This is a genomic window from Dokdonella sp. (genome assembly GCF_035511235.1).
In the GTDB taxonomy this organism is placed as follows: domain Bacteria; phylum Pseudomonadota; class Gammaproteobacteria; order Xanthomonadales; family Rhodanobacteraceae; genus Dokdonella.
Genome location: NZ_DATKFQ010000009.1, coordinates 295646 through 313709 on the forward strand (window position 1 = coordinate 295646; position 18064 = coordinate 313709).

The following is an 18064-nucleotide window of genomic DNA, read 5'->3' on the forward strand; positions in this document are numbered from 1 at the left end:
CGCGCGCCGCGATCGTGGCGCCGCCCGCCATGACCGGTCAGGTTCGGCGAGGTTCGCTCGCAGGCATTGCATCCACGAGCGCGGCGCGTCCGTCGGCGTCGCTGCGAGCGCGTGCTGCGCGGCTATGCGAACAGCCTTCGCCTCGGCGATCGGCAACGCGTCGCGTATCGCTGCCGATCGGCAGGTGTGTCGACAAGTGCCGCCGCCAAGACTCGCGGCCGAGCACCCGACCGGTGCCGCGATCGAGCCTGGCCGATCAGTGCCCGGCTTCGCGGACCGGCCGCTTGGCCAGCTTGCGCTGCAGCGTGCGCCGATGCAGGCCGAGCCGGCGCGCGGTCTCGGAGATGTTGCCGTCGCACTCGGCCAGCACGCGCTGGATGTGCTCCCATTCCAGCCGCTTCAGCGGCGGCGGCGCATCGGGCAGGGCGGCTTCGAGCTCGGCATCGTCGTGGCCGTCGCCGAGCAGCGCATGCACGACCTGGTCGGCATCGACCGGCTTGGCCAGATAGTCGTGTGCGCCGCGCTTGATCGCCTCCACCGCGGTCGCGATCGACGCGTAGCCGGTCAGCAGCAGGATGCGCAGGCGCGGACTGGCCGCGAGCAGCTCCGGAATCAGGCCCAGGCCGTTCTCGCTGCCGAGCTTCAGATCGAGCACCGCGTGGTCGGGCCGGTGCTCGGCGCAGGCCGCCAGCGCCGAGGCGCGGTCGTGCGCGGTCGCCACCGTGAAGCCGCGCGCGGTCAGCGCACGCGACAGGACGCGGACGAAGACCTCGTCGTCGTCGATCAGCAGGATCGTGGCAGCGGGCTCAGACATCGTGGCCGGCATTCTCCAGCACCGACACCGGCAGGCGCAATCGCTGCAGCGTGCCGCCGCCGTCCGGACGCTGTGCGATCAGCTCGCCGCCGAGCCGCTCGGCGGTGGCCTTGGTCAGCGCGAGGCCGAGGCCCAGGCCGTCGCGCTTGGTCGTGAAGAAGCCGATCGAGGCGCCGCCCGGCGCCGGCGCATCGAGGCCGGGTCCGTAGTCGCGCACGCGCAGCTCGAGCCAGCCGCCGACGATCGCCGCCTGCAGCGCGACGCGCAGCTGGCCGGCGCTGCTCGAAGCGTCGCCGGCATTGTTGAGCAGGTTGATCAGCGCGTGGCGCAGCGCCGGCACGATGTAGACCGCGCGCTCGGCGACGATCTCGTCGGGCGTGTAGTCCAGTTCGATCTCCGGTCGCAGCAGCGCGAACGAGCGCCGCGCGGCGTCGACGTAGGCGCCGATCGTCGTGCGCTCGGGCTTGCCGGCCAGCTGGTTGCGGCCGACCGCGACCAGCTCGCGCAGGATGTCGCGGCAGCGGTCGGCCTGGCCGGCCAGCAGCGCGAGGTCCTCGGCCAGCTGCGGCTGGTCGCCGTGCTCGCGGCGCAGTTCGGTCAGCAGCGTGCGCATCGTCGACAGCGGCGTGTTGAGCTCGTGCGCGGTGCCGGCCGCCTGCGTCGCGATCGCGAGGATGCCCTCGTCGCGCAGCGCCCGCTCGCGCTCGTGCTCGGACGCGGCCTGGCGCGCACGCAGCGCGCCGGCCAGGCCGGCGATGAAGAAACCGAGCAGGCCGGCGGTGATCACGAAGCTGATCGCCATGCCGGCCACGTGCAGGTTGAACACGTTGTAGCTGCGGTCGCCGTGCACGTACGGCAGCGGCAGATACCAGCGCAGCAGCACCAGATAGGTCGTCGCCGCCAGCGTCGCGACCGCGGCGACGTAGAGCCGCGGCAGCGCCGCGGCGGTCAGCGTGATCGGCATCACCAGCAGCGAGACGAACGGGTTGGTCGCACCGCCGGTCAGGTACAGCAGATAGCCGAGCACGATCGTGTCGATCGCGATGTGGACCACCGCCTCGGCACTGCCGATCGGCCGGGGCTGCGCCAGTCTCCAGAACGCGAACAGCGCGAACGCGGCCAGCACCGCGATGCCGATCGCGAGCGGTATCACCGGGATCGGCAGATCGAGCCAGACCGCGACGAACGTCACCGTCAGCGCCTGGCCGGCGACCGCGCACAGGCGCAGCCAGGCCAGCGTCGACACCAGCTGGCGCGGTCCGTGCGGCCAGGTGCCGCTGGCCGCGGTCGTCGTGGCACTCATGTCAGCGTGCCAGCTCGAAGGCCTTCAGCAGCTCGGCGCGGAAGCGGTCGGGCGCCTCGATCTGCGGCAGGTGGCCCAGGCCCGGCATCTCGATCAGGCGCGCGCCGGGAATGCGCCGTGCGGCCTCGCGGCCGAGCGCCGGGTAGTCGCCGAGCGCCTTGGCGATGGCCGGTGGCGCGCCTTCGCGGCCGATCGCGGTGCGGTCGCGCTGGCCGATGATCAGCGTCGTCGGCACCGCGATGCGCTCGAACTCGTACACGACCGGCTGCGTGTAGATCATGTCCGAGGTCAGTGCGGCGTTCCATGCGTACGCCTTGCCGTCGGGACCGGCGTAGACCGCGGCGAGTCCGCGCGCCAGCGCTTCGTAGGCCGGCTTCCAGTCGCCGTCGTAGTAGTTGGCGCGCTGGTAGCGGGCGATGCTCTCGTAGCTGCTCTTGCGCTCGGCCGCGTAGGCCGCATCGATCGAGCGGTACGGCGCGCCCTTGGCCTTCCAGTCCTCCAGTCCGATCGGATTGACCAGCACCAGCCGCGCCGTCGTCTGCGGATACAGCAGCGCGTAGCGCAGCGCCAGCATGCCGCCCATCGAATGGCCGACCAGCTCGGCGCGCTCGACGCCGAGCTTGGCGAGCAGCGCCTGCGTGTTGGCGGCCAGCTGGTGCAGGCTGAAGTGGTAGCGCTCGGGCTTGTCCGACGCGCAGAAGCCGATCTGCTCGGGCACGATCACGCGGAAACCGTGTCCGGCCAGCGTCGCGGCGGTCTGGCGCCAGTAGTCGGCGCAGAAGTTCTTGCCGTGCAGCAACAGCGCCGTGCGGCCGTTGGCCGGTGCGGTCGGCGCCACGTCGCGATAACGCATCGTCAGCGTCTGGTTCTGGCTCTCGAAGCGGAATGCCTCGGCCGCCGGCAGCGGCGGAGCCTCGGTTTCGGCCACGGCTGCGAGCGGCGCCAGCGCAAGCGCCGCCAGCAGCGCGGCGCCGGCGCGCCGGCGGCGCGATGACGGACGGTCGGATGGGCGCATCGGCGGGCTCCGGCGACGGACGGCCCTCGATGATAGCGCGCCGTCTTCGGCCGCTGCGCTGCCGCGTCAGGCCGCGGGCTCGACCGGCAGGCTGATCGTGACTTCGAGGCCGCCGCCGTCGGCATTGCAGGCGATGATGTGGCCGCCGTGGTTGATCACCGCGCGCCGCGCGATCGCCAGGCCCAGCCCGGTGCCGCCGCTGGAGCGCGTGCGCGCCGCGTCGGTGCGGTAGAACGGCTCGAAGATGCGTACCAGCTCGTTCTCGGGCACGCCCGGCCCGTGGTCGCGCACGACGATCCGCGCCAGCGCCGGATCGGCCGGATCTCGCAGCAGCGCGACCTCGACCGTGGTGCCGTCGGCGGTATAGGCCAGCGCGTTGCGGATGATGTTCTCGACCGCGCTGTACAGCGCATCGGGCGCGCCCTGCAGGCGGATCGGCGCCGTCGCGGTCTGCACCACCTTGCGCTCGCGCAGCGCGCCCTCGTAGTCGGCGTTGCGGATCGCGTGGTCGACCAGCTCGTCGAGCGCGACGCGCTCGCGGCGCGGCTCGTGGGCGGTTTCCAGCCGCGACAGCTCGATCGCCTGAGCGAGCATCGCCTCCAGGCGGTCGGCCTCGCGCTCGATACGGTCGAGCGAACGCCGGGTCTCGGCCGGATCGCCTTCGCGCGCCAGCTCCAGCGCGACGCGCAGACGCGCCAGCGGCGAGCGCAGCTCGTGCGAGACGTCGCGGACCAGGCGGCGGTTGTTCTCGATCAGCGCGCGGATGCGCTCGGCCATGCGGTCGAACTCGCCGGCCAGGCCGGTCATCTCGGTGCTGCGGCCGAAGCGCAGCCGGCCCACGCGTGCGTCGAGATCGCCCTCGGCGAAACGGCGCATGCTGCCGCGGATGCGCCCGATCGGATGCGCGACGTAGTACGCCAGCAGGCCGCTGACCAGGGTGCTGACGACCAGTGCCAGGCCGATGTGACTCCAGAACGCGTACGGCCGGTGGTAGAGCAGGCGGCCGAACGATGAGCCGTCGAACACCGCGACCGCCGCATAGCGCCGCCCGTCGCGCAGGATCACCAGGCGCAGCCGGATCCGGTCCGAATCCGGTTCGGCCGCCGCGCTGCGCGCGGGGTCGGCCGGGTCGAGGCCGAGCAGCGCGGTGCGCGCCGCCTCGGCCGCCTCCGACGGCACGCGCCGGTCGAGCAGATCGCGGCCCTGCCGGTCGAGCAGATACAGGCGCACCGGCCCGCGCGCGTCGCTGGCGCGCAGCCAGCGATGCGGGCCGTCCGGTCCGTTGCGGCGCAGGTCGCGCGCGACGCGCGCGAGCTGGTCGTCCATCGTCGCCTGCAGGCGCGTGACGTCCAGACCCGGAATCTTCTCGGTCTCGAAGTTGCGCGTGGTGATCCAGACCATCGCCAGGACCAGGACCACCATGGCCAGCCAGAAGGCCGCGAAGATGCGCCAGAACAGCCGCCGCATGTCAGTGCTCGTCGAGCTTGCGGAACAGGTAGCCGCTGCGATGGATCGTCGTGATGTGCGACTGTCCGTCGGCGGCATTGCCGAGCTTGCGGCGCAGGTTCGACACGTGCACGTCGATCGAGCGGTCGTACGGACCGAGCGGCCGTCCGAGCACGGTCTGCGAGATGCGCTCCTTGGTGACCACGCGCCCGGCCTCGCGCATCAGCAGCGCGAGCAGGTCGAACTCGGTCGCGGTCAGCGTGACCGGCTCGCCATCGACGCTGACGCTGCGCGCGGCGGCGCGCAAGCTCACGTTCTCGCACTGCAGGTCGCTCATCGTCTCGGTGCCGGTCTCGCCGTGCGCGCGCCGCAGCACCGCGCGCAGCCGCGCGGCCAGTTCGCGCGGATTGCACGGCTTGGGGATGTAGTCGTCGGCGCCGAGCTCCAGGCCCAGGATGCGGTCGATGTCCTCGCCGAGCGCGGTCAGCATCAGCACCGGCAGCGTGCTGTCGCGGCGCAGCTCGCGCAGCACGTCCAGCCCCGAGCGGCCCGGCAGCATGACGTCCAGCACCATCGCATCGAACGGCTTGTCGCCGTGCACCGCGGCGATCGCCGCATCGGCGTCGTGCGCGAGCACCACGTCGAAACCCTCGCGCACGAGGAAATCGCGCAGCAGCTGGGCCAGCTCGACGTCGTCGTCGGCCAGCAGGATCCGGTTCTTGGTCATGCGCGCAAGCATAGCGCCGCGTCCGCCGCCTGCGGGCCGGGCTGTCCGGCAATTTCCAGGTTTTGCAAGGCTTTACGTCGCCTGTCGGCGACGGCGCAGAGCGATCCAGGCGCCGAGCAGCAAGGCCATCAACGCGGCGAAGCGTCCCGTCCAGCTCGTCGACGGAACGGGTTCGGGTGTCGGCGGCTCGAGCGGCGTACCGTGGATCGAGACGGTGTAGATCAGCGTTCGACCGGCGTAAGGTTGCGGCGCGCTGGCGTCGTAGCGCCAGGTGAAGGCAAGCGTGGAGCCATCGGCCGAGATGTTCACGATCGAGAGATCGGATGAGGAGCCGGGCAATCCCGCGCTGACGTTCACGATCTCATCGGTAAACCGATCCTTGAGATACACGGCGGGCGTCGGGCCCGGATCGGCCGTGATGTCAGGCGATCGCGAAGGGAACGCCAGGTATCGGCCGTCGGCGCTCATTGAGGGACGCCACCCATCGACTGCGGACGGTGGACTGGTCCAGGAGCGAGAGATCAACTCGACTTCCCCGGTCTGGATATCCAGCAGGTAGGTATGGAACTGGATAGGGTTTCCCCCGGGCACCAGTTCGCCGCCAATGGCGGAAAAAGGCACGTAGCGCTCGCCGATGATCCGGCCGGCGCCGGAGTCGAGATAGAAGTACGGCGGCGTGATGAACTCCCCGCCCGCCCAGTGTCGGGTCAGGCGTCGAGTCGTTCCGAGCCAGCGGTCACGCAGGAACAGATTGCGTGCGCCTAGCGGATTGTCATCGGTGAGGTTGCTGGCACAGCTGGAGAACACGACGTAACGCCCGTTCTCCGATACGAGCGTGCCATTGTCGGTGTAGCAGTTGCTTTGCTCTCCACTTGGCGAGCCGGAGATAAGCTCGATGGCGCCGGTGCGCCAATTCCTAATGTAGACGTCCTCCATGAGCGCGCCGTTGGTGTCTTCTCCTAAAAGATTGGCTCCGCTGGTAAGGACGGCCTCCGTTCTGTCGTATAGGGCAGCAGAAAACCGAGTGCCGAGTCGTTCGGATTCGCCAAGATGGTTCAAGCCGATGAGCGTGGTCGTGCCTTCTTGCAGATCACGCAAAAAAACATTGCTGATGCCAAGGTCGTAGTACTCCCATGGGATGACCGGATCCAGTTTCGCGTTGGAACCGAAGACGACCAGATGTCCGTTGTCGTAGGGGATGCCGATATCGCTGTGGAATCGATGGTCGTTCCCCCAACTGTCGACGCTGACGCGCTGCAGATGTCGTGTCTGACGATCGAGCAGGAAGGTGTCGTAGCGGTCGTTGTCGTCATCAGCGACGATGTCGCTGGAGTGGCACATGAAAAGCAGCAGGCGTGCCGAGGCCGAGAGTGACGGATTGATGCATGGCCCGTAAGCCGGCCCACCATAAAGGCTCGATGTTTCGAGTGTGGGAGCGCCGACTGTCAAAGCTGCGTGTACGGAACCAGGCAGCAGTGCGGCTAAGCCCGTCAGGATGAGACTACTGGAAGCCATTGGCGAAAATTACCTCAGGCCTCGCCCGGAATTCCGCGACAATGGGAGCTAGCCGCGCAAGCGTATCGTTGGCTCGCGCTGCGGGTCCAGCGCTTCCGCTATTCTGGACGCCAATGGGTATGGCGCCGGAGGTTGGATTGGGAACAATTGCGCCGTTCCATGCGAAGTCTGGATTGGAGTAAGCATCGATGAGGGGGCAGGCATGCTTCCCGGTGCATATCGGCCCTCCAGTTCCGACCCCGGTGGGGTATGACATCACTGTGCGGAAGCCGATATTCGGGTTGGAATGAGAGTTGCGATGCCCGTAAGACCAGGGGCAAGTCGGAGACGCGAAGCCTGGCATTTGTGTGTTGAGCGGGTCATGTTCCATGCCCAGCAGATGGCCGAGTTCATGGGCGAGATTGAGCCGGTCGACGTCGCAGCTAGGATCGAAGACCAGATACGATTTTCGTTCGAACTCTGCGCCGGGCTCGATCCAGCCGCCGACTAAATTGTACAGGCGATGCACGAAAGCGGCCCCGCACGTATTCGAGGCTTGATTCCTTCGGGCCAGAGCGACGACATCGGCGCCAATCGCGTTACGTCGGTTGATGACGCCGGCATTGCTCGCATAAGTCCAGCCTGGGTATTGGCCTGGCGTCTCGCCGGTCACGCCTGCCAAATGGAAGAGCGCGTTCCCAATGTTTGGCTGGTCGTAGTCGAAAGATTCCGGGTTGGGCACCGGCTCTACGCCGCGCAAAGAGAAGCGTACAGTAGTGATGTTGCTGTTCTTCAAGCTGTTGTTGGCGTTGGCGATAGCGCTGATTGCGGCTCCCTCGACGCCAGCGAGGGTGGAGCCATATGAGCCAAAAACCGCCGGGGTGTACATCACCAGCACATCGATTACGCTAACGGCTGTGGGCAGAGGGTCAGGACAGGACGAGTTCCAGGTCGGGCCGCCGGATGGTGTAAGACCATTGGGAGTATCACCAGGCGAGGTTACTTGCTCGGACTGATTCTCGCGCTCCGGATGCATTTGCCACCAATCCGGATTGACCTCGGCCAGTTCGGTAACTCCACCTGCGCGCGGTTCCAATCCGTACTTGTGCTCCGCGTCCAGAGACGTGCCGCAACCACGCCATGATGAAAGATGAGCGAGATCGTGTGGCCCTCCGAGCGGCCATACCATTCCCACGCGAACTCGTCGGGTTCGGCATTCGGGTCCGGGAACCAGCGCACTTCGGGTCCATCGCCGATCAGCTCCGAGACGTAGCCCGCTTTCGGCGACCAGCGATCAAGCCGCACGATGACTTCGCGCTGGTCCGGAAGATTCAGCGTGATTGCCTGGGCCGGTTGTTGTATCGCCTGCTGATCGATGGCGATATGCCAGCTTTGCAGCCAGGGTCCGGGTTCCTGCGGCGGTGGCTGTCGGTCGATCGAGACGAACAGGCGCGGTGCCTGGTCCTGTGCAAGAGCTGGCGATGCGGCCAAAAATCCCAAGCACGCGAGAAAAAACGACGTCGTTGCCGATCGGTGCACGATACCTATCCCTGTTCCCCCTGTGACCAGGGCAGCCTACCCAGGCTACGTCGATGCCGCAACTTCATGTCGCGCGCCGTGCCGAGTGACGATCCGGATGAATCGATCGAGCGCCGTCATGGACTCTTCGTGCAAGGACTTCGATGGATCATGTTGCCGATTCGACGTGATGCCTTCGTGGTTCCGCTCAGCGTGGCGGCAACCACCGCCTCAGCACGAACGAGGCGACCAGCGCGTACAGCGCCGCGATCAGCGCCGAGGCCATGACGTCGGACAGGAAATGTCGCGCCAGATCGATCCGCGCGATCACGACGTAGGTCGGCACCGCCAGCAGGGTTGCGCGCAGCCAGGCTGGCCGCGCGATCGCGGCCAGCGGCAGGAACAGGCCAAAGTAGAACGCGCCGTGGCCGGACGGGAACGAGCCGCCGCCGGCGAACCAGATCCGCGACCAGTCGCCGGACTCGAACAACTGGATCGGGCGCAGGCGGCCGAACGCGTTCTTGCCCTGGATCATCGTCGCGATCGTCGCGACCTGGACCAGGCCGGCCGCGAACAGGGCCGCCGGCAGCCGGCGCGGCAGCGGCGGGCGCGGCCAGAGCAGGCCGATGCTGCCGGTGGCGATGCAGACGGTGCCGGCCAGCCAGAACCAGAGGTGGACGCCGAGCACGGTATCGAGCACGTCGAGGCCGACCCGGAACAGCGCGGCATCCTCGAGCCCGGCCGCACGGATCGCCTGCGCCAGCGGCACGTCGAGGCCGGCCAGGCCGATCAGCATCAGCGCCGCGGCGATCGCGGCGGTCCACAGCACGAGACGGCGGTTCATTCGGACGGGCTCCCCGGGCCAAGGCGGCTATCGTAGCGGCGCGCCCGGGACGGCGGTACGACCGTCAGCGCCAGCCGGGCATGGCCCCGTCGCCGCGGTGCTTTGTGGCATCATTGCGCGCTGATTTTTCCTCCTCTGGCGTGCCCGTCCATGCTGATCTTCGAGCTTTCCCAGCCCGGCCGTACCGCGGCCGCGCAGCTTCCCGCCGACACCGCGATCCCGTCCGACCTGCCCGAGGCGCTGCGCCGCCGCGAACGCCCGGCGCTGCCGGAGGTGTCCGAGCTGCAGACGGTGCGCCACTACACCAACCTGTCGCGCAAGAACTTCTCGATCGACACGCAGTTCTACCCGCTCGGCTCGTGCACGATGAAGTACAACCCGCGCGCCTGCCACACGCTGGCGATGCTCGACGGCTTCCTGGCGCGCCATCCGTACGCGCCTGAATCGCTGAGCCAGGGCTTCCTGTCGTGCATGTACGACCTGCAGGAGATCCTCGCCGACGTCACCGGCATGAAGGGCGGCGTGTCGCTGGCGCCGATGGCCGGCGCGCAGGGCGAGCTGGCCGGCGTGGCGATGATCGTGGCCTACCACCGCCACCGCGGCGACACCGAGCGCACCGAGATCATCGTGCCCGACGCCGCGCACGGCACCAATCCGGCGACCGCGACGATGTGCGGCTGCACGGTGCGCGAGATCCCGACCAAGGACGACGGCGACATCGACATCGAGGCGCTCAAGAAGGTGCTCGGCCCGAGGACCGCCGGCATCATGCTGACCAATCCCTCGACGATCGGCGTGTTCGAGCGGCGCATCCAGGAGATTGCCAGGCTGGTCCACGACGCCGGCGGCCTGCTCTATTACGACGGCGCCAACTTGAACGCGATCCTCGGCAAGGTGCGGCCGGGCGACATGGGCTTCGACGCGATCCACATGAACCTGCACAAGACCTTCTCGACGCCGCACGGCGGCGGTGGTCCGGGCGCGGGCGCGGTCGGCGTGTCCGAGCGGCTCAAGCCGTTCCTGCCGGTGCCGATGATCGAGAAGAAGGACGACGGCCGTTACGGCTGGGTCCGCCGCAAGGACCGCCCGCTGTCGATCGGCCGCCTGACCACGTTCGCCGGCAACGCCGGCGTGCTGCTGCGCGCCTACGTCTATGCGCGCATGCTCGGCCGCGAGGGCATGCGCCGCGTCGCCGAATACGCCACGCTCAACGCCAATTACCTGGCGCGCCGCCTCGCCGACGCCGGCTTCGACCTGGCCTACCCGGAGCGCCGCGCCAGCCACGAGTTCATCGTGACCGTGGCGCGCCAGAAGAAGGCCAACGGCATCACCGCGCTGGATTTCTCCAAGAGCCTGCTCGACCGCAACATCCACGCGCCGACCAACTACTTCCCGCTGCTGGTGCCCGAGTGCCTGCTGATCGAGCCGACCGAGACCGAGAGCAAGGAGACGCTCGACGAGTTCGTCGAGGTCATGACCGAGCTGCTCGCGCTGTCGGCCTCGGATCCGCAGGCGATGAAGGACGCGCCGCTGACGATGCCGGTGCGCCGCCTCGACGACGTCAAGGCCGCGCGCGAGCTCGACATCGCCTGGCAGCCGCCCGCTGCGGCCTGAGCGCGCGGTCGGCGATCGCACGGCCATGCCCAGTACCGAACCGCGCGGCCCGCGGCAGATCGTCCGCGCGCTGCGATGGTCGTGGAAGGGGCTGCGCGCGGCCTGGTCGTACGAAGCCTCGTTCCGGCTCGAGGTGCTGATCTGCCTGGTGCTGCTGCCGGCCGGGCTCTGGCTCGGCCGGGGCGCGGTCGAGAAGGCGCTGCTGGCCGGCAGCCTGCTGCTGGTGCTGGCGATGGAACTGATCAACTCGGCCGTCGAGGCGGTCGTCGACAAGGTCAGCCCGGAGTTCCACGAACTGGCCGGGCGCGCCAAGGACATGGGATCGGCCGCGGTGTTCCTGCTGCTGGCCAACGTCGCGCTGTGCTGGGGACTGATCCTGTGGCAGCGTTTCGCGTGAGCGCGCGGCCCGTCTCCGCGTCGCACCGTTCATCGGCGCTTGGGTGCCCGGCGGCGATCGTCGCGGACGCCGGCGCGCCGCCGGCGCCATCGGCTGACCGGAGCGCACGATGATCGAACTCCTTTCCGACCCGCAGGCCTGGATCGCGCTGTTCACGCTGGCGGCGCTGGAGATCGTGCTCGGCGTCGACAACCTGGTCTTCGTCTCGATCGCGGTCAGCCGCCTGGCGCCGCCGCAGCGCCCGCTGGCGCGGCGCGTCGGCCTGGCGCTGGCCTGCATCACGCGCATCGCGCTGCTGCTGGTGCTGGCGACGCTGGCCGGCTTCGACGACGAGCGCATGGGCCTGTTCACGGCGGCGGGGCAGGTGATCTCGCTGCGCGACATCATCCTGGTCGGCGGCGGCCTGTTCCTGCTGGTCAAGGCGGTCATGGAGATCCATCACGAGCTCGAAGGCGCGCGCGGCGGCGGCGACGAGGAGGGGCGCGTGTTTTCCTCGTTCGGCTTCGTGATCGCGCAGATCGCGGTGATCGACATCGTCTTCTCGCTGGACTCGGTGATCACCGCGGTCGGCATGGTCGACCACATCCCGATCATGGTCGCGGCGATCATCCTGGCCGTGGCGGTGATGATCTTCGCCGCCAACACCGTCGGCGAGTTCATCGACCACCATCCGACGATCCGCATGCTCGCGCTGGCGTTCCTGATCCTGGTCGGCATGGTGCTGATCGCCGACGGTTTCGAGCTGCACATCCCGCGCGGCTACGTCTACTTCGCGATGGGCTTCTCGATCGCGGTCGAGTCGCTGAATCTGTGGGCACGCCGCCGCACCAGTGGCGCGCAGCGCGATGGCTGAGCGCGCGCGCCGATCGTCGCAAGCGCGCCCGGCCGCGCCTGCGGGTGCGCCGCGATGACCGGCCTGGACCATCTGCAGCGGCTCGAGGCGGAGAGCATCGACATCCTGCGCGAGGCCGTCGCCGAGGCCGAGCGGCCGGTCATGCTGTACTCGATCGGCAAGGACAGCGCGGTCATGCTGCATCTGGCGCGCAAGGCGTTCTTTCCGGGCCGGCCTCCGTTCCCGCTGCTGCACGTGGACACCAGCTGGAAGTTCCGCGCGATGTACGAGCTGCGTGACCGCGCGGCGCGCGAGGCCGGCATGGAGCTGGTCGTGCATCGCAATCCCGAGGCGGTCGCGCGCGGCATCGGCCCGTTCACGCATGGCTCGGCGCTGCACACCGACGTGTGGAAGACTCAAGGCCTCAAGCAGGCGCTCGACCTGCACCGGTACGACCTCGCGTTCGGCGGCGCGCGGCGCGACGAGGAGAAGTCGCGCGCAAAGGAACGCGTGTTCTCGTTCCGCAATGCGCAGCACCGCTGGGATCCGAAGGCGCAGCGGCCGGAGCTGTGGCGGCTCTACAACGCGCGCAAGCATCCCGGCGAGAGCCTGCGCGTGTTCCCGCTGTCGAACTGGACCGAGCTCGACGTCTGGCAGTACATCGCGCGCGAGCGCATCGCCGTGGTGTCGCTGTACTTCGCGGCGATGCGGCCGGTGGTCGTGCGCGACGGGCGCCTGATCGTCGTCGACGACGAGCGCATGCCGCTGGCCGACGGCGAGGTGCCGGTGCTGCGCAGCGTGCGCTTCCGCACGCTCGGCTGCTGGCCGCTGACCGCCGCGATCGAATCGCAGGCCGACAGCGTCGAGGCGGTGATCGCCGAGATGCTGACGCTGCGCAGCAGCGAACGCGAGGGCCGCCTGATCGATCACGACAGCAGCGGCTCGATGGAGAAGAAGAAGGCCGAGGGCTACTTCTGATGACGCCGTCCGACGCGCCCGCGCCGCCTGCTGCCGCAACCGCCGACGGGCAGACGCTGCTGCGCTTCATCGCCTGCGGCAGCGTCGACGACGGCAAGAGCACGCTGATCGGCCGCCTGCTCTACGACACGCAGGCCCTGCTCGAGGACCAGCTGGCCGTGCTCGCGGCCGATTCGCGCCGGGTCGGCACGCAGGGTGGCGCACTCGATTTCGCGCTGCTCGTCGACGGCCTGTCGGCCGAGCGCGAGCAGGGCATCACGATCGACGTCGCCTACCGTTACTTCGCGACCGCGCGACGCCGCTTCATCGTCGCCGATACGCCCGGCCACGTGCAGTACACGCGCAACATGGTCACCGGGGCCTCGACCGCGGACCTGGCGGTGATCCTGGTCGACGCGCGCCAGGGCGTGCTGACGCAGACGCGCCGGCACAGCCATCTGGTCGCGCTGCTCGGCATCCGCCATGTCGTGCTGGCGGTCAACAAGCTCGACCTGGTCGGCTACTCCCAGGCCGTATTCGAGGCGATCGACGCCGACTACCGCGCGTTCGCCGAGCGCATCGGCATCGCCTCGGTCGTCAGCGTGCCGCTGTCGGCGCTGCGCGGCGACAATCTGATCGCCGCGCCCAGTCCGAACACGCCGTGGTATCGCGGGCCGAGCCTGATCGCGCATCTGGAGAGCGTCGCCGTCGATCCGCCGGCCCTGACCGCGCCGCTGCGCTTCCTGGTGCAGGGCGTGCAGCGGCCCGATCCGGATTTTCGCGGCTATGCCGGCCGCGTGCTCGGCGGCCGGGTCCGGCCCGGCGACGCGGTGCGCGTGCTGCCGTCGGGCCACACCTCGACGGTCGCGCGCATCGTGACCTACGACGGCGATCTGCACGAAGCGGTCTGCGGCCAGTCGGTGACGCTGACGCTGGCCGATCCGGTCGACGTCAGTCGCGGCGACGTGATCGCGGCCGCCACGGCGCCGCCGGCAGTGGCCGACCAGTTCGAGGCCACCGTGGTCTGGATGGACGAAGAGCCGATGCTGCCGGGCCGCGGCTATCTCGTGAAGATCGGCGCGACGACCACCGGCGGCACGCTGGCGGCGCCGAAGTACCAGATCGACGTCGACAGCCTCGAGCATCTGGCCGCGCGCACGCTGGCGCTGAACGCGATCGGCGTGTGTACGCTGACGCTGGACCGCGCGGTGCCGTTCGACCCGTATGCCGACAACCGCGACATGGGCAGCTTCATCGTGATCGACCGCATCAGCCATCGCACGGTCGGCGCCGGGCTGCTGCATTTCGCGCTGCGCCGCTCGCAGAACGTGCACTGGCAGGCACTGAGCGTGGACCAGGCGGCGCGCGCGGCGCGCAACGGGCACGGCGCGGCCGTGGTCTGGCTGACCGGCCTGTCCGGATCGGGCAAGTCGACGATCGCCAACCGGCTCGAGCAGCGCCTGCACGCGCTCGGCGTGCACACCTATCTGCTCGACGGCGACAACATCCGTCACGGCCTCAACAAGGATCTGGGGTTCACCGCCGCCGACCGCGTCGAGAACATCCGCCGCATCGCCGAGGTGGCCGGCCTGATGGTCGATGCCGGCCTCGTCGTGATCTGCGCGTTCATCTCGCCGTTCCGCTCCGAGCGCGAGCTGGCGCGCCGCCGCGTCGCCGCGGGCGAGTTCGTCGAGGTCTTCGTCGACACGCCGCTGGCGGTCGTCGAGCGGCGCGACCCGAAGGGCCTGTACGCCAAGGCGCGCCGCGGCGAGCTCAAGAACTTCACCGGCATCGACTCGCCGTACGAAGCGCCCGAGGCGCCCGAGGTCCACGTGCGCAGCGACGAGACCGGCGTCGACGCCGCGGTCGAGCGGATCCTGGCGCGGCTCGCCGAGCAGGGCATCGTCCCGCACGGTCCGGCGCGCGGCTGACGTCGCGTACGCCGGCCGATGCGATGGCCGGTCGGCCGAGCTGTCGCAGCGACCCGGAACGCGCCGCCGCTGCCGCCCGGGTTCGCGATTCGAGCGCGCCGGCCGCGATTGCGGCCGCGGCGAACCGGTCGACCCGCGGCCGGGACGCGCGCCTCGACGGCCTCCGCGCTGCGATCCCGATAGAATCGCCACCCCCGCGCTGCCCGATGCGTTACGAGCGATCCGATGAACGAAGTCCTTTTCTACGTGCACAGCATCGGCGTCACGCCATGGAAGCTGATCGGCTATCTGGGCGTGTTCCTGTTCACGAGCCGCTGGTTCGTGCAGATGTATGCCACGCGCAAGCTCAAGCGCGTGCACATGCCGCGTGCGTTCTGGTGGCTGTCGGTGTTCGGCAGCCTGCTGCTGGTCAGCTACTTCACGTTCGGCAAGAACGACTCGGTCGGCATCCTGTCGAACCTGTTCCCGTCGGTGGTGGCGATCTACAACCTGGTCGTGGACCTGCGCCACCGGCGCGGCGGCAGCACGGCTTGAGGCTTCGCGGCCGGCGCGGACGCGGAGGCCGTGCCGGCCGATCGCTGACGAGGGGCCGCCTCTTGCACAGCTCCGGGCCGCGGCGCACAGTGCGCTGCAGGCCTATTCGGGAGAGCGGCGATGCGTAGATTCCGGCTGGTGCTGATCGGTCTGGCGGCGATGCTGCTGTCGGGCTGTGGCTACAACGCGATCCAGCAGAAGGACGAGGCCGTCACCGCGGCCTGGTCGGAAGTGCTGAACCAGTACCAGCGGCGCGCCGATCTGGTGCCCAATCTGGTCAACACCGTCAAAGGCTACGCCAGTCACGAAGAGTCGGTGTTCACGCGCGTGACCGAGGCGCGCGCGCAGGTCGGCACGCTGAAGATCACGCCGGAGATGCTGAGCGATCCGGCTGCGATCGCGAAGTTCCAGTCCGCCCAGGGCGAGCTGTCGAGCGCGCTGACGCGGCTGATGGCGGTGTCGGAGAACTATCCGGACCTCAAGGCCGACGGCCTGTTCCAGAACCTGCAGGCGCAGCTGGAAGGCACCGAGAACCGCATCGCGGTCGCGCGCAACCGCTACGTGGCCGCCGTGCAGGACTACAACACCTACGTGCGCAGCTTTCCGCAGAACCTGACCGCGAAGCTCTTCGGCTATCCGACCAAGGCCAATTTCTCGGTCGAGAACGAGAAGGCGATCTCGACCGCCCCGGCGGTCGATTTCAGCAAGCCCGCACCCGCCGGCGGCTGACGGCGCCCGCGATGACGCCGCTGTTCCGATGCGCGCTGGCCTGGCTGGCCGTCTGTGTGCTCGCCGGCGCTGCGGTCGCGGCGGACGGCGATCCGCAGCCGGTGCCGGCGCTGACCGCGCGCGTGACCGACCTGACCGGCACGCTCGACGCAGCGCAGCGCGCGGCGCTCGAGTCCGAGCTCGCCGCGCTCGAGCAGCGCAAGGGCGCGCAGCTGGCCGTGCTGATCGTGCCGACGACGGCGCCGGAGGACATCGCGGCCTATGCGATCCGCGTCCAGGACCAGTGGAAGCTCGGCCGCCGCGGCGTCGACGACGGCGTGCTGCTGCTGGTCGCCAAGAACGACCGGCGCGTGCGCATCGAGGTCGCGCGCGGCCTCGAAGGCGCGATTCCGGACGCGGCGGCGATGCGGATCATCCGCGAGTACGTGACGCCGCGCTTTCGCGAGGGCGACTACGCCGGCGGCATCGATGAAGCGGTCGGCGCTTTGACCCGGCTGATCGACGGCGAACCGCTGCCGGAGCCGTGGAGCGGCGGCCGCGAGCGCGGCGAGGGCGACTTCATGAGCGCGCTGATGTTCGGCTTCATCGCCGCGGTCTGGGCACGCAGCCTGTTCGGCCGTGTGGCGCCGCTGCCGCGCGCCGGACTCGTCGCCGCGGCCGGCGGCGGCGTCGCCTGGCTGATCAGCGCGCTGCTGCCGGTCGGGCTCGGCATGGGTCTGTTCGGCCTGCTGATCGGCTTCGCCGGCGGCAGCGGCGGCGGCTTCGCCAACGGCGGCGGCCGCGGCGGCTGGAGCGGCGGTGGCCTCGGCGGTTGGGGCGGTGGCGGCTGGGGTGGCGGTGGTGGCGGCGGCGGTTTCAGCGGCGGCGGTGGCATCTCCGCCGGCGGCGGCGCTTCGGGCAGCTGGTGAGGGTGCGCGCGATGCGATGGCTGCGGCATCTGTTCGCGGGCGACCCGGTGGCACGGCACTTTCCGCCGGCCACGCTCGATGCGATCCAGCGCGCGATCGCCGCCGGCGAGCGCGGCCATCGCGGCGAGGTCTGCTTCGCGGTCGAGGGCGCGCTGCCGTGGCGGCTCGTGCTGTCGCGGCTGAGCGTCCGCGAGCGTGCGGCCGAGGTGTTCGCTCATCTGCGCGTCTGGGACACGCGCGAGAACACCGGCGTGCTGATCTACGTGCTGCTGGCCGAGCACGCGATCGAGATCGTCGCCGACCGCGGCATCGCCGCGCGCATCGGCGATGCCGAGTGGCAGGCGCTGTGCGCATGCATCCGCGAGCATTTCGCGGCCGGCGCGTTCGAGGCCGGCGCGATCGCCGCGGTCGAGCGCGCCAACGTGCTGCTCGCCGCGCAGTTTCCGGCCGAACCCGACGACAACCCCGACGAGCTGCCGGACCGGCCGGTCGTGCTGTAGCCGCGGTGCGCTCAGCGGCGCGCGGCCGGCGATCGATCCTCGGCCGGCCTGGCGGTGACCTCGATGTGATAGTGCGCGGCGTCGCCGCCGGCTCTGCCGATCTCGATCGAGGCGGGTTGCCCGTCGAGCCCGATCTGCAGCACCGGCTCGCCGAGCGTCTGCCAAGCGCCGTCGACACGCGTGTGCAACGCCGCTTTCAGCACGATGCTCGGCGGGTCGGTCGGCCTGGCCGGCGGATCGGCACGGACCTCGAACCGGTAGCCGCCGCCGTCGTCCGCCTCGACGCGGATCTCGCCGGGCGTACCGGGCTGCACGCGCAGGCGCGGCGAGCCGACGAGACGGCCGTCGACGCTCAGCGCGAAGCGCAGATCGAGCGGTGCCGAGGGCTCGGCATGCACGCCGGCGGCGAGTGCGAGTGCGACGACCGAGCCGAGCAGAGTGTGGCGCATGGGGGGCGTCCGGACGGGAAGGTGCGTCTTGGAGGCGGCAGGAGGACCGGAG

General features: G+C 69.6%; 19 protein-coding genes. 9 read left to right on the plus strand and 10 right to left on the minus strand.

The window, feature by feature from the left end:
- Nucleotides 1-256: 256 nt before the first annotated feature.
- The 9 genes from VMR06_RS05435 to VMR06_RS05475 form a co-directional block, all read right to left on the minus strand.
- On the minus strand, nucleotides 257-814 hold the full coding sequence (locus VMR06_RS05435; RefSeq protein ID WP_325373824.1) for a response regulator transcription factor: 558 nt from the start codon (nucleotides 812-814) through the stop codon (nucleotides 257-259).
- Nucleotides 807-2117, minus strand: a complete 1311-nt coding sequence (locus tag VMR06_RS05440; protein WP_325373826.1) for an ATP-binding protein — start codon at nucleotides 2115-2117, stop codon at nucleotides 807-809. The genes VMR06_RS05435 and VMR06_RS05440 overlap by 8 nt, the downstream gene beginning before the upstream one ends.
- A 1-nt stretch (nucleotide 2118) precedes the next feature.
- On the minus strand, nucleotides 2119-3132 hold the full coding sequence (locus tag VMR06_RS05445) for an alpha/beta hydrolase (RefSeq protein ID WP_325373828.1): 1014 nt from the start codon (nucleotides 3130-3132) through the stop codon (nucleotides 2119-2121).
- A gap of 66 nt (nucleotides 3133-3198) precedes the next feature.
- Nucleotides 3199-4599 carry an ATP-binding protein gene (locus VMR06_RS05450; protein ID WP_325373830.1) on the minus strand — a complete coding sequence of 467 codons (1401 nt, stop codon included), beginning with the start codon at nucleotides 4597-4599 and terminating at the stop codon, nucleotides 3199-3201.
- A gap of 1 nt (nucleotide 4600) precedes the next feature.
- Nucleotides 4601-5305, minus strand: coding sequence for a response regulator transcription factor (locus tag VMR06_RS05455; RefSeq protein ID WP_325373832.1), 705 nt, complete (start codon nucleotides 5303-5305; stop codon nucleotides 4601-4603).
- A 72-nt stretch (nucleotides 5306-5377) separates the two neighbouring features.
- Nucleotides 5378-6820 (minus strand): hypothetical protein, encoded by a 1443-nt coding sequence (locus VMR06_RS05460; protein WP_325373834.1) that lies wholly within the window; start codon nucleotides 6818-6820, stop codon nucleotides 5378-5380.
- Nucleotides 6807-7835 (minus strand): M12 family metallo-peptidase, encoded by a 1029-nt coding sequence (locus VMR06_RS05465; RefSeq protein ID WP_325373836.1) that lies wholly within the window; start codon nucleotides 7833-7835, stop codon nucleotides 6807-6809. The genes VMR06_RS05460 and VMR06_RS05465 overlap by 14 nt, the downstream gene beginning before the upstream one ends.
- Complete coding sequence (locus tag VMR06_RS05470) at nucleotides 7799-8338, minus strand: hypothetical protein (protein ID WP_325373838.1); 540 nt, start codon at nucleotides 8336-8338, stop codon at nucleotides 7799-7801. The genes VMR06_RS05465 and VMR06_RS05470 overlap by 37 nt, the downstream gene beginning before the upstream one ends.
- A gap of 187 nt (nucleotides 8339-8525) precedes the next feature.
- Nucleotides 8526-9161 carry a phosphatase PAP2 family protein gene (locus VMR06_RS05475; protein WP_325373840.1) on the minus strand — a complete coding sequence of 212 codons (636 nt, stop codon included), beginning with the start codon at nucleotides 9159-9161 and terminating at the stop codon, nucleotides 8526-8528.
- 150 nt (nucleotides 9162-9311) lie between these two features.
- On the opposite strand from VMR06_RS05475, the gene gcvPB reads away from it, so the two are divergent.
- The 9 genes from gcvPB (at nucleotide 9312) to VMR06_RS05520 (ending at nucleotide 17563) form a co-directional block, all read left to right on the plus strand.
- Entirely contained in the window at nucleotides 9312-10775 is a 1464-nt protein-coding gene (gene gcvPB, locus VMR06_RS05480) for an aminomethyl-transferring glycine dehydrogenase subunit GcvPB (protein WP_325373842.1), read from the plus strand.
- Between the two features lie 25 nt (nucleotides 10776-10800).
- Nucleotides 10801-11172 (plus strand): diacylglycerol kinase, encoded by a 372-nt coding sequence (locus VMR06_RS05485; protein WP_325373844.1) that lies wholly within the window; start codon nucleotides 10801-10803, stop codon nucleotides 11170-11172.
- Between the two features lie 109 nt (nucleotides 11173-11281).
- The gene (locus VMR06_RS05490; protein ID WP_325373846.1) at nucleotides 11282-12025 is read left to right on the plus strand and encodes a TerC family protein; all 744 of its coding nucleotides are present in this window, start codon (nucleotides 11282-11284) and stop codon (nucleotides 12023-12025) included.
- Nucleotides 12026-12079: 54 nt separating this feature from the next.
- Complete coding sequence (gene cysD / locus VMR06_RS05495) at nucleotides 12080-12982, plus strand: sulfate adenylyltransferase subunit CysD (protein WP_325373848.1); 903 nt, start codon at nucleotides 12080-12082, stop codon at nucleotides 12980-12982.
- Nucleotides 12982-14892 (plus strand): sulfate adenylyltransferase subunit CysN, encoded by a 1911-nt coding sequence (gene cysN / locus VMR06_RS05500; RefSeq protein ID WP_325373850.1) that lies wholly within the window; start codon nucleotides 12982-12984, stop codon nucleotides 14890-14892. The genes cysD and cysN overlap by 1 nt, the downstream gene beginning before the upstream one ends.
- A gap of 225 nt (nucleotides 14893-15117) precedes the next feature.
- Nucleotides 15118-15426 (plus strand): lipid-A-disaccharide synthase N-terminal domain-containing protein, encoded by a 309-nt coding sequence (locus VMR06_RS05505; RefSeq protein WP_325373852.1) that lies wholly within the window; start codon nucleotides 15118-15120, stop codon nucleotides 15424-15426.
- Between the two features lie 120 nt (nucleotides 15427-15546).
- The gene (locus VMR06_RS05510; RefSeq protein ID WP_325373854.1) at nucleotides 15547-16155 is read left to right on the plus strand and encodes a LemA family protein; all 609 of its coding nucleotides are present in this window, start codon (nucleotides 15547-15549) and stop codon (nucleotides 16153-16155) included.
- A gap of 11 nt (nucleotides 16156-16166) precedes the next feature.
- Complete coding sequence (locus tag VMR06_RS05515) at nucleotides 16167-17063, plus strand: YgcG family protein (protein ID WP_325373856.1); 897 nt, start codon at nucleotides 16167-16169, stop codon at nucleotides 17061-17063.
- Nucleotides 17064-17074: 11 nt separating this feature from the next.
- Complete coding sequence (locus tag VMR06_RS05520) at nucleotides 17075-17563, plus strand: TPM domain-containing protein (protein WP_325373858.1); 489 nt, start codon at nucleotides 17075-17077, stop codon at nucleotides 17561-17563.
- A gap of 11 nt (nucleotides 17564-17574) precedes the next feature.
- Here VMR06_RS05520 and VMR06_RS05525 read toward each other — a convergent pair whose 3' ends face one another.
- Nucleotides 17575-18012: a hypothetical protein gene (locus VMR06_RS05525; RefSeq protein WP_325373860.1), complete on the minus strand. Its 438-nt coding sequence runs from the start codon at nucleotides 18010-18012 to the stop codon at nucleotides 17575-17577.
- Between the last annotated feature and the right edge of the window lie 52 nt (nucleotides 18013-18064).